Origin of the sequence: Shewanella eurypsychrophilus (assembly GCF_007004545.3) — a bacterium.
Classification (GTDB): Bacteria; Pseudomonadota; Gammaproteobacteria; order Enterobacterales; family Shewanellaceae; genus Shewanella; species Shewanella eurypsychrophilus.
Genome location: NZ_CP045503.2, coordinates 5,472,520 through 5,484,785, shown reverse-complemented (window position 1 = coordinate 5,484,785; position 12,266 = coordinate 5,472,520). Strand labels below are relative to the sequence as shown.

Sequence of the window (12,266 nt, the reverse complement as noted above, 5' to 3'; positions counted from 1 at the left end):
GTGTGATTATGTTGTTCCTCATTATGATCTCTATATCTTAAGTATTAGATATGGACCATGTAGTTAAAGTTATGCTCATCTTTCCCTGCAATGTTGGATGCCGCTCCATGGTCCTTTTTTAATAGCTCTCATCGACAGGCGAATTTTAAAATCAATATATTCCAAGCCCTCCTTAATGTTTTTACATGGGTTAGTTTTCGGTTGTTTATTTATATTAGAAAAGTATTAAGTACAAGGTGGAGTTATGAGTAAGTTAGATCGAGAATCACAACTACTGGAAGTCGCGCGTGAGTTGATTCTTGAAGATGGTATGGTCTCTTTTAAATTTGCAGATATTGGCAAGCGGGCTAAAGTATCAAGAGCTACTCTGTATAAACATTTTTCAGGTAAGGAAGATGTGTTAGCTAGGTTATTTATCCGTGATGCCGTTAATACTCGCCAGATGCTGATAGATATCCAAGATCATGAATGTTTGAATGATCGTGAGAAATTGGTAACAGCACTGCTAGCTCCGATATATATATCATCAGGTACAAAAAATCGTTTAGGAATTGCTTTTCTCACTGCTAATCCAGCAATCTGCCTTTTTGAGGGGGGAAGTCAACAGAGTGAGCATGAGCAAGTTATTGAACAGCTGAGAAATATCCACATTCAATTCTGGATGATACCAATGAGAAAGGGCAATTTGATTGCGACACAGGAGCAAGTTTTTAGAGCTATGGGAATAGTTTACCCCTATCAAAGAGGTTGTGTGTTGCTCCCTAAAAAAATAATAACCTTAGGCAATTACATCAATCGTTCACTATTAGATGTATATGAAAACATGATGCTTTTTACCGATATGCTTAAGTGGAGGAAAGATCATGAGTCTGTTGATTATGATAAGCTATTAAAAGTGATCAGTGATTTGAGCGTGAGAGTATGATTGCTAGCTCAGTATATTCAAATGTCTATTAACGAAAATCGCTAAAAGAGCAAGAAGAGCTTGTTGGTGCTGGGGGATTTGAACATCCCCCCTAAATATTACCGCTATTATCTTTATTCAATTTTTGTTTTGCCCTTTCAAAGATTAGCAAACTTCAATTACCTGTAGATAGGTCTTTGGCTTGGGATGATATTCAGCTCATTAATCAGAGTATCGACAAAATCTTCTATTAGTAGGGAAAAGCCTCGGTAATAGTCACTGTTGGCGTGCTCAAATATTAGCTCAAACACTCGGTATACCCAAGGGCACATATGCTCGCCTATCAAGATGCGCAGCTGGTTTTCACCGTCTTTACTATCAGGTGTATTCAGTAACAGTTCCATCGCTGCAAAGATAAGCCCTAAGTGATCCACTGGCTGGTTTTCATTGAGTTTAAAGTCGATATTGTTACGCTTAAAGAAAGCCTTTAGCGCTACGGTAGAGTCACCATTTAATAGCTGATCTTTAAATAGGTATACAGAACCCCAAGGCGCTGCAGGCATAGTTTCTGGGCCGATAAATAGTCGATTAAACTCCACAGTTAGTGGCAGATTACTCTCGATTGTATACTCATTTAGATAACAGGCTAATAGGTCTAGCCCTTGCTGGCGTTTAGGACTCTGGGTTAATTTTGGCCAGCTCGTTGCTATCTCATTTTCGATCAGTGTCTGGATAAAACCATCACTAGCCTCACTATATAATGTGCTGCTGGCAATGCGGGAAATGGCTGCATATTCTTGATTCATAATGTTTTCCTGAATGTTTTCTATGCTGAGTGTGCTTGCTTATAGTTTAAAAATGTAAAGGCTAGCTAAAACGAAAAAGGTAGAGCCCTTAGGCCCTACCTTAGTGTTAAACTGCTAGTTACTTCTTATCTAGCTCAGGCTTGTACTGGTAGAATTCAAGACCCGCTTTGTCTGAAAGGTTACACCAAGTTGATGTACCAAAGTAAAGCTTGTCGTTGATATCTACTACGTTACGAACGCCGTTTGAACACAAGTTGCCAAAACCATCTTTGGTCAACACACGTGCAGGGCTGTTCACATCATCGAATACCACTAGGTCACCACCAGGAGTGAAATCGTCTAGTGTACCATTGGCAGTCATCACCTCTTTGGTATGATCCATCATCCACTGGCCAGGACTATTTTTCATCATATCTTTATAGTCTGGGTTAGGGATTGGCATTGGTACACCTGGAATCATCACATCACCTGCGTAGGCATTGTTTAGCAGATCATGCATTCCTGAGAAGGCATCGAAGAAGCCCCAGAATAGCTTGCCATCTTTACTGATCGAGGTCCAAGAGTAGACGTTACCTGGGTTACCCATACCGGCTTCGCCGTACAGTGGCTTCTGACCTAGTAAGTTAGGTACTGACTTGTATGAAGCAGTTTCCTTATCGACGATATTCATGGTCTCGTAACCGTAAAGCAGCTCAGGATCTTTCTTGCCTTCACCAATCGCTTCAAGATCAGCAAGCTTCATACGGAAGATTGAACTTGCACGCCACTCGTTAACCTGGAAGGCTTCAGCACCTTCACGGGCGATTACATCAGCCATTAACTGAGGGGCAGCCTTCTCGAAGTGCTTGTAACCCGCATCGTTGCCCTGGTGGTAAGTACCGAAATAGACATAACCATCTAGAATCGCACTGGTTCCCCACTTATGTCCCCAACTTGCAAGTTCAGCAGGGTCGTAGCGGTTCATGTTGAAGATCTCGGTGAACTCCATTGGATTTGCTGCAGTGAAGCCACCCTCTGGGATCGGGTTAGACAGTAGAATAACTGATTCACTAATACCTGGGTTACGAACCTGCTCTTCACCATTGCCATACTTGTAGACATGCGGGTGAGCTGCTGAGCTCATGATTAAACGCTCAGTACCATCGGTATGAGTGAACTGACGCCAGTCACCTATCATGCCGTGAGTCATAGCAAATGACGCATCAGAAACCACTTCCCAGCCTGTTTCAGCGCCTTGAAGTCTATCATCCGTCACGTCACCACCGGCAAAAGGTGCATCTTGTGTACCCACCCAACGTAGCATCTGAGTCGGACCATTACCGTTCTGCGTCATACCAGTTTCTGAGCCGATAATGGTATAGAAACCATCATTACCTTTTGCATCGGTCAGGGTGCGGAAACGACGTGTAGTATCACCGATGATATCGCGGTAACCCACAAATGAGCGCTCTTTAGCGTTGAAGACGAATAAGCGTAGGCGTCCTTCGCCGCCAATGTTCTTATAGTGGCCTGCGGTAAAGACTAAGTCACCGACAGTACCCGAGGCACGGAAGCCGAAGGTGTTAGCAAGTTGAGGCTCAGCGTCAGAACCATAGTTACGTGGAGTGAAAGCCTTTAGGTATTCTTTTAGGCTTTCTTCATCCAGTACATTCTGAATCACTTCCTGCTCACCAGTTTCGAAATCATATAGATAGAACTGTGAAGGTGTACCGGTTGTATTAGGTACAGAACAAGCGGTGTACTCACTTTCGTAAGTAGTAGTCATCAGGTCCATGCCGATGTTCTGGTATGGCCATACACACCAACCCTGAGCGATGGTACCAAACCAAAGTTCTTGACCGTATGTTGTCGTGCCCCATGGGTATGCTGCAGTACGCTTACCTTCATAACCTGGTGGTAGCATGTTTGCCCAATCGTTATTAGTTGGGTCGTACATGTTGCCGCTGCTGGTGATACCGATATAGGCTTCATCGATCTTAGTTTGAGCCGCTAAGACAAATGGCGCATCAATCGGTGTAGGTACGACTGGATCTGTTGGGTCGCTTGGATCTGTGATTGGACAGCTATCTGGGTTAGAAACCTCAGTACCGTCATCACAAACGTAAACATATTCAGTTTCAGTGTCGTTACACGCTGTCATCGTCAGTGACGCAAGGATCATTGCTGCCACAGTAGTCATTCTAGTTTTTATCATCACGTTCTCTCTTATCAACATTCGTTAGGATTGATTACGGTGCCAGCAGTAGAGCCAGCAGGTTGCGCTTGAGCATGCAAATTGATCACTAAGTTAGGCTTAGTGACACTTGCTGGTGGCAGCGGAGCGATCTCTGCGGTAGCACCATACTTCTGACGCAGCTCTTCAATGGGGCCAAAGTCTAAGGCTCTGTGAATACAGCTAGCAACACACATAGGTTTGAGGCCGACATTGAGTCTGTCCTGACAGCCATCACACTTAGTCATCTTGCTGCGCTCAGTGTCCATCTGCGGTGCATCGTATGGGCAAGCTTGTGCACATGCGTTACAGCCGATACAGATATCGTCATGGACAAGTACTAGGCCGCGCTCAGGTTCCTTATACATAGCGCCTGTTGGACAGGCTTTTGTACATGCTGGCGTGTCACAGTGGTTACAGGCCATAGAGACGTAGTAGGCAAAAACAGACTGAGACAAGACGCCGTTGGCATTCTCGCTACAGCTACCACCGGCATACTCATATACCCGGCGGAAGTTACGTCCTATCTCTAGATCTTTGTTGTCTTTGCAAGACACCATGCAGGTTTTGCAACCTGAGCAGGTGGCGACATCAACATAAAAACCATATTGTTGGGTCATCTGCTAATCCTCCTAAGCTGGCTGAATACGAACACGGTTCGTATTCGAGCGAATTGATTTAGCCACAGGGCTCGGCTTACTGCTGGTTAGGGTATTTACCGCACCGCCAGTATCGACACCATCGCTGCGTTTCTTACGCCAAGCACCCTGAGGTAGCGCGACTACGCCAGGTACGATACGAGGGGTAACACGTACGGTGATTTCGATTGCGCCACGCTTACTAGTGACTCGAGCCTTCTGACCATTGATAACGCCTATCTTGGTGGCGTCATTTGGGTTAACCCATAGATGATGCTCGACCACTTCGTTGATCCAAGGTGTGCTGGCATGAATACTGTGGGCACTGTGCTTACCGTGGTAGTTGATACATTGGTAAGGGAAGTCATCTTTGAAGCTTTCATCTTCATAGGACTCTTCACAGGCATCGTAAACAGGGATAGCGGTGATCGTGTCTCCCTCGGCTGCATGTTTAATTTTGGCCGCGAAGGTTTGCGAGTAGATCTCAATCTTGCCTGATGGCGTACTTAACGCACCTTCAGTCGTATTATCGAATTCCGGATGTCTAGGATTGGTATTGATGAAGTCTCTCAAGCACTGAAGATTTGGATGCTCAGGTGCTTCCTCACGCTGAGGGCCGACTTTAACAAATTCATCGAAGCTGTCGCCCTTTAGCCAAGGGTTGTTCTTCTTGACGTTCTTGAAGATATCTTCGACCCACTGCTTGTAGGTCTTGCCACCTTCAAACTTGCCCTCTGTACCCAAGTGACGTGCGATACCACGACAGATATCGAAGGAGTGCAGACACTCAAACATCGGCTCCATAGCAGGCTCGATACCGTAGATGTAGCGCAAGCTACCATCATCGTACTTGCTGACACTTTGAATCACGTCATACATCTCTAACCAGCTGATCTCAGGCAGTAAGATATCGGCGTACTTGGCAGAGCCTGTCATATGCTGCTCGAACACCACGACGTGATCGATATACTCGCCAGGATTTTCCAGTAGACGATGTGCACGGTTATGATCGGCATTTTGACCGGCAATCATGTTCGATGAGGTCAGCCACAGCATGCGCACATTAGTCTCGAGTGCATCATCGTTTGCCATTTTGGTCGCATCTGAATAACGAACATCATGGCTGCTTGGCTTCATTTCGGTGCCAAATTCGATGGCGTCTAAGTGAGAGGCTGCCGGAATCGAGACATCACCAAAACCGAGATTCATCAAATCTTTCAATGAATCGGCAGGCATCATCTTGTAGTGAGCGAGATCTTTTGCACCCGGTGTACCACCGTGGTTAATGCCTTTACCGACAATCTTACCGATAAGGATAGGTAGCATAAGTACGGCTTTGGCGTTGTTCTCACCATTACCTTGACGTTGCATACCAAAACCTTGGGTAACAAATGGTGCATTGGCATTGGCAAGCGCATCGGCAATTTCACGAATTTTTTCGGCTGAAACACCAGTAATTGACTCGGCCCACTCAGGAGTTTTCTCTATGCCATCAGAGCTTAAACCCATAATATGAGAGTAATAATCTCCATTAGCTGGAGCACCTTCAGGTAGGGTGTCAGCAGTGAAGCCCATACAGAACTTCTCTAGAAACTCCTTCTCATGAAGGTCGTTGCTGATCAGGTGGTGTGCGATACCTTCACATAGCGCGGCATCAGTACCTGGACGGATCGGTACCCACTCATCGTGTGCAGCGACAGCAGTATCGGTAAAGCGTGGATCGATATAATAGGTTTTATAGCTATTTTTCTGCTTCAGTTTGGCATTTTCATAGCCAGAACCCGCGCCACCCATACGAGCTTCCATTGGGTTGTAACCGAAACAAAGCATCAAGTCGCTGTGCTCAAGATCACGCAAGCGGTTACCGGTATTCCAGAAGCCTACGGTGTCATTGACCTTGTAGTGCAACCAGCCGTACATGGAGGCTGAGCCTTCACGGTACTGAGATGCCGAGTAATCGTTGTGGAAGAACAGACAGCCTTCCCAAGTCGATAGTAGGCGAAGTCCCATAATCATGGCGCCAGCAGATAGGTCGTGAGACCCACCACCGAGCGGTACATAGATAGAGTTTTTACCGTAGTTGCTGGTGGTCTCTTGGATCATACGTGCAACTTCTGAGAAAGCTTCTTCCCAGTCGATACGTACAAACTCACCAGATCCACGGGGTCCAACACGCTTCATCGGGTACTTGAGACGGTCGGCGTTATAGGCCTTTTGACGCATAGAGCGACCACGTAGACATGGGCGGATCTCATGCTCAAAGGTATCCCAATCATCATGCTCTTTCTGCTCGGCTTCGATACGGGTAACAACCCCATCTTTGCTATGCACTTTAAGAGGGCATGATTGGAAGCAGTTACTGGCACAGTTACTCCAGGTGATCTTCTCACCTGTTGGCGGCGTGACCGGAACCCCTGGATTGAGGATTGGGTCTTCAGCGCTAGAGCTATCACAACCTGTGATTGCTGTGGCTGCCGCAGCTGCTGCGCTTACTTTAAGAAAGTCGCGACGTTTCATAGTTGTCCCTTACAGCTTTATTGTGAAAAATGCACCGATCTTGTGGTCGGTGTAATTTTGATTAAGGTCTTCAATACTATTGATGGCTTCAATCGGTTGGTTGGCGTAGTTCGTGTCGTAGTTACGTTCATAGCTGTAAGCAAAACGGGTCGAGATACGCGCATTGATGCGGTAATCCATATGGATTTCAGCAAGGTGTTGGTATTGGTAGTAGTCACCCATTTCGGTGCTATCTACCGCAGTGTCACTGCCCGAAAATGAGAAGGTGTAGGAGGTGCCGAGTGCCATATCTTCATTGATTTGGTACTTATTCAGCCCAAAACCAAAGTAGGTGAACTCATCGCTTACTGTGGTGTTGTGTATCTCTAGGCTGTCGATGGTCTGAGTACCGGCATAGGCATTCAGGGTCATCTGCTTACTGATAAGGTAGTAACCGTCGAGGTTGACTGACATCTCATCAGACTCTTGCAGCGCCGAGCTGTTTGAGTACTCATCACTGGCTAAAACCACTTTCAGGTTGGCGCCGTAGTTGTTTTGGCTATAGCCAAGACCCAGTTGTGTGCTGACACGGTCGCGGTCTGCCAAGTAGTACTTTTGGAAGATATCGTCGCCGATACGGTACTCAGAGCCAGTGCGTTCGCTGCTGGTGAACTTAACGTGGGTGCTCAGTTGCTGGTAGCGGTAGTCGACACGGCCAAAGATTTCACTCTCTTGAGTCTCTTCGCGGTCTGAGTCTGAGCGGACACGGTCATTTTGTTCGAACCCTGCGCTGAACTTAGTGCTGCCTAAACGGTAGCTGGCGTCGACGCCGTAACGTGTTTTGCTGCTATCGATTGGGGTGTTAATCGCTTCGAAGAACTCATAAGAGCCACTGACATTGTCGCGGTCACTGTAGCTGTAAAAACCTGCGAGCTTGACCCCCGCAACGCGAGAGCTAATGCGGGCACTGTAGTCGAGCGTTTCCACTTCACCGTCGAAGTTTGAGATAGGCACTAATGAGTTTTCTTGCTCGATAGGACCATCTTGTATCATCTTGCCCGAAGCGGCGCTGACACTTAGGCGCGTCTTGCCATAGTTCAGGCCGGCTTTAACACTGGCTTGCTGAGCGCTGTTATCGGCATCGATACCGGCATTGTCAGTAAAGTCAGAGTTAACGGCAGCAAGACCGACATTCCAAAAATCACCATGGAGTTGTACACCGGCGTTCATCACTTGGGTGGTGTGGTCGATGGTCTCTAGGAAGTTAGTCGGTTTTGGGTCAACCACTGAGCTAATACGCTGACCCTGCTTGTCTTCACTACTTGCTTTAACAAAGGCGGTAACGAGCTGAGTCTGATACTTGGCCGCGGCCGATAACTGCTGACGCTCGGCGCCAATGTCGTTATCGTCGAGGTTCCAGCGATTAACATAAGCCAGCTCTAGGGCGAAATCCCCTAGGTTGGCGGCTGCTTTAAGGTGGCCATTGTCAGCGCCTGCATTTTTAGCATCGATACGGTAGTTTTCACCACGGCTTTCACTACGAATATGTGCATTGGCGCCATATTGGCTATCTAAGTGGGTGCGCTGCTCGGTCATCAGACCGACGGTGTTGGTGTGCTCGGGAGCGACACAACGCTTACAGGCATAGTCATTATCAATATTTTGCGGTACAGCGAAGTTCGCTGCGGTAGCATTGGCTGAGAGAACAGCGAGTGCTACTAAAGTAAGTTTAGCGTTCATCATAGACTCCTATTTCTCAAACCAAGTAAGTGCCCTGAAGGGTGGTTCGCCTTCATCATCGACTCCTATTTCTCAAACTTTTAAGTAAGTACCCAGAAGGGGGCTTAGCCCTCATCATCGACTCCTATTTCTCAAACAAGTGGCCAGAAGGGTGGTTCGAGCCATGTATCTTGCTGTGACAGTTCATGCAAGATTGCCCTTGAGTGAAGCCATTTAAGCTGTTGTGCACATCACCTGGGTGACCGGCTTGATTGTGACAACTCTGACAAAGCTGAGGTGCACGACTGTTAAGCAGGTTGTCGTTGACTGAGCCATGTGGGTTGTGACAGGTGGTGCAATCTTCAGTGACAGGCGAGTGCTCCCAAAGTGCAGGTCCACGCTTCTCGGCATGACAGCTGTAACAGGTGTCATTAACTGAAAGTGGTGCTTCTTCATGTGGGTTGTGGCAATCGCTGCAGGTTAAGGTGCCTAAGTGAGTCGAGCGCTTAAACTGGGCCGAGTCTTGCTGGCTGTGACAGTTTGCACATTGAGCTTGTGGCTGCTCGGCAACTAGCTCAGCTTGGTGAATGTTGTGACAATCACTACAGGCTTGGTCATGGAACGGAGTGTGCTCTTGGCTGTGGCAAGATTCACAGACGCTGTTACGACCTTCGACAGAGAACTCATCCCCAAAAGTGAGCATGGGTTCGTTGTTACCTTTGTGCTTACCTTGTGGTCCATGACAGGCTTCACATTGAAGTCCAGCCATTGGCCCTTTTTGGGTATTGCCGTGTGGCGTATTGAAAATTGCCATAACCTCAGCACTTTTCTTATGACACATCAGACAGGTGTCAGCACCTTTCTTAGAGTAGTTAGCCTCCGTGAATTTATTAACCAGTTGCTGCTCTAAAGGAGTAGCAGATTCATTTGCCAGTGCACTTGGCACTGAGAGGACTGTAGCGGCGATAAACGCAGTTAGCAGGCCTATTTTTTGTAAGATTCTCATCACTTCTCTCACACTCGTTGTTTCTAAAGGAAACGATATTAATGTTTTTTGTACTTATTTCGAGGTAATTGTATATACACCTGTATGTACCGGTGTGTGACGCAGATCCAATTTGCTGAAACAAGCATAAACTTGATGATGTATGTGTGACTTGGTTAATCTTTGGCTGGATTATGTGATGGGGTTTGCTCGTGGTAAGTTAATGTGATCTTTATGAATTTATCTTGTTTTATATGTACTTGTTCACATTTCTATCTATGTATACGATCCAACTATGAATTTGACTATAAGGTCTGACCGCTGTCTTGACAGGTGTCTAAATCGGGGCGTAGTCTGAACTGGCTTTTTGTTGTTCCCATTATGATTTATATATCTTAAGTATTAGATATGGACCATGTAGCTAAAGCGATGCTCATCTTTCCCTGCAATGTTGGATGCGGCTGCTTGGTCCTTTTTTCTTACAGCATGAGATTGGCGGAGGTGGGGAGGTAAAGCGAGTATTCAGCTAAAATGAGATAGAGGGAGTGCAGATACAGTTTGAAGAGTGGTTAAATGAGAGATTAGTTAAGCAGGTGTACTTGCTCATTGATAGAGTGTGATTGACCAGTTTAACGCAGGATAAAGATAATAGAGCCTAACACTCCAGCAATACTTTCCCCAGCAATACAACCTGCTGCAATGGCGAGCATAAAACGCTGCGACCATTTAGGCGCGAATAGCCGCAGAAACCAAGCCAAAATTGCACCGATAAACAGCATGATACTGATATGAGCTGGGAGTACAAAGGCGAGTCCCATTGCCGACATGCTTGGCAGATATCGATGCCACTTCTCTTTCACTACCAGTAGCAGTAATTCATTAACTGTAGCAGCAATAATGCCGATAAACATGGCATATCGTGCCGATTGAGGTATCGCTTCTAGCCCCTCGGTGAGTGCTATTGCTATCACCTTCCAGGTTGCCACCCCGGGTGCGGGCCACTGCTCTGTCATCAGTTGTTCTGCAGGATTAGGGATCAAAAGCATAAAGATCCCAGCACTCGTTAAACAGCCAACCAAGATCCCCATAGATTGTGCAAATACTTGATGTCTTGGATTGGTTCCAAGAATATGCCCGGCTTTAAAATCATTGAGTAGATCGGTGGCTTGGCCGGCAGCCCCCCCCGCTACGTTAGCTGTCATTAAGTTGGTTGTCACGCTGCCAGGGCTGATAATTGAGAAGGAGAGTTGAGACAGTTTTCCTAAGGCGCCAATAGGCGGAATACCCGTTTCACCGACCACTTGTGCGGCGACGATGGCAAAAACAAAGGCGAGGGGGACAGCGAGTATGGCGGCAAACCAGCTGATATCAAATAAGTAGATCTGGAGAATAACGATAACTGGGGTTAGCGTGCCTAATAGTAGAAATTCTTGCCATCCCCACATCAGGGATAGTCGATTTTTCCTATCAGATTTAAATAGGGTGATCGCCGTTGTAGTGATGGCTGAGGCTAGCATCATGGCAACACCAGGCCAAACTAACCACTCTATGATATAGCTGAACCAGTTTTCATCGATAGGCCCAGCTTGCTCCCAGCCTTGGCCGAGAATATAGGGGCCTAATCCGAGCCAGGCAATCAAGCAACCAACAAAAAGACTAATTGCCGCTTTAGTGCCTATGATAGTGCCGAAGGCCAGCAGCATGTAAGAAGGGTCGATGATAAAGCCCAGATTTTTAGCACTGATGCTGGTGCCGGCCATGGCGTTTTGGCCAGGAATTGAGAAGCCTAGTGGGATTTTGTAGCTGACGGGAATTAATATACGGTGACTGATGGCGACAGTCATGGCAGAAAGTAGGGCAATCATTCGGTGGCGGGCGATACGACCACTGCTAAACATATCGGTGATCACCTCTGCAGTGGCTATACCGGTAGGGAATCTGAGGCGTTCATTGTTGAGCATGGCTGGACGTATAGCCGAGGCGACACATATCCCAAGTAAGCTGATGGCTATCATCCAGAACACCATGGGCCAATATTCGAATTGTGTCTCTGTGATAATAAGATAAGCAGGAATAGGTGCGACTAGGCCTGCCGATACCGTACCTCCAGCCGCAGAAGCCGCAGTCTGTTGAATATTGGTTTCTCTTGGGGTCCAGGCTCGGCAACCTATGGTGTTTTCTACGGCTTTCCAACCCACAAAGCCGAGTAGCAATGCTAAAACAGACATATTCATAGACCAGCCAATGCGTAGCGCCATATAGATATTACACAGAACTAGCAGGCTACCGAGCGTCATGCCTGTTAAGATCGCTCTGATGGAAAGAGGCTGAAAATTATCTGATGTTGGCATTGATCCTAATCTTTCTACGTTGCTGTCATTGAGCTTGGACAATGAATGATCCTGTCATATAAGGGTAAAATAAAACCGTACAGCGTTCACAATACTTTAGCTTTATTTTGGGGTTGTGACAGGTGTTGCATAGTGATTTTAGTGATATTCATCTA

Annotated in this window: 8 protein-coding genes; 1 reads left to right on the top strand and 7 read right to left on the bottom strand. The window is 46.7% G+C overall.

Going from position 1 to position 12,266, the window contains the following annotated elements; all coding sequences use genetic code 11:
- Nucleotides 1-244 precede the first annotated feature (244 nt).
- Entirely contained in the window at nucleotides 245-925 is a 681-nt protein-coding gene (locus FM038_RS23510) for a TetR/AcrR family transcriptional regulator (protein ID WP_142873542.1), read from the top strand.
- Nucleotides 926-1,083: 158 nt separating this feature from the next.
- On the opposite strand, the gene FM038_RS23505 is transcribed toward FM038_RS23510, so the two are convergent.
- The 7 genes from FM038_RS23505 to FM038_RS23475 all read right to left on the bottom strand — a co-directional run bounded on the left by FM038_RS23505 (nucleotide 1,084) and on the right by FM038_RS23475 (nucleotide 12,111).
- Nucleotides 1,084-1,710 carry a TorD/DmsD family molecular chaperone gene (locus FM038_RS23505; RefSeq protein ID WP_142873543.1) on the bottom strand — a complete coding sequence of 209 codons (627 nt, stop codon included), beginning with the start codon at nucleotides 1,708-1,710 and terminating at the stop codon, nucleotides 1,084-1,086.
- A gap of 118 nt (nucleotides 1,711-1,828) precedes the next feature.
- Nucleotides 1,829-3,904 (bottom strand): hypothetical protein, encoded by a 2,076-nt coding sequence (locus FM038_RS23500; protein ID WP_223292959.1) that lies wholly within the window; start codon nucleotides 3,902-3,904, stop codon nucleotides 1,829-1,831.
- A gap of 14 nt (nucleotides 3,905-3,918) precedes the next feature.
- Nucleotides 3,919-4,542: a DMSO/selenate family reductase complex B subunit gene (locus tag FM038_RS23495; RefSeq protein WP_142873544.1), complete on the bottom strand. Its 624-nt coding sequence runs from the start codon at nucleotides 4,540-4,542 to the stop codon at nucleotides 3,919-3,921.
- Nucleotides 4,543-4,554: 12 nt separating this feature from the next.
- Nucleotides 4,555-7,077 (bottom strand): DMSO/selenate family reductase complex A subunit, encoded by a 2,523-nt coding sequence (locus FM038_RS23490; RefSeq protein ID WP_142873545.1) that lies wholly within the window; start codon nucleotides 7,075-7,077, stop codon nucleotides 4,555-4,557.
- 9 nt (nucleotides 7,078-7,086) lie between these two features.
- Nucleotides 7,087-8,796, bottom strand: coding sequence for an MtrB/PioB family outer membrane beta-barrel protein (locus FM038_RS23485; protein ID WP_142873583.1), 1,710 nt, complete (start codon nucleotides 8,794-8,796; stop codon nucleotides 7,087-7,089).
- 124 nt (nucleotides 8,797-8,920) lie between these two features.
- Entirely contained in the window at nucleotides 8,921-9,781 is an 861-nt protein-coding gene (locus tag FM038_RS23480) for a DmsE family decaheme c-type cytochrome (RefSeq protein ID WP_142873546.1), read from the bottom strand.
- A gap of 608 nt (nucleotides 9,782-10,389) precedes the next feature.
- Nucleotides 10,390-12,111 carry an OPT/YSL family transporter gene (locus FM038_RS23475; RefSeq protein ID WP_195873157.1) on the bottom strand — a complete coding sequence of 574 codons (1,722 nt, stop codon included), beginning with the start codon at nucleotides 12,109-12,111 and terminating at the stop codon, nucleotides 10,390-10,392.
- Nucleotides 12,112-12,266: the final 155 nt, after the last annotated feature.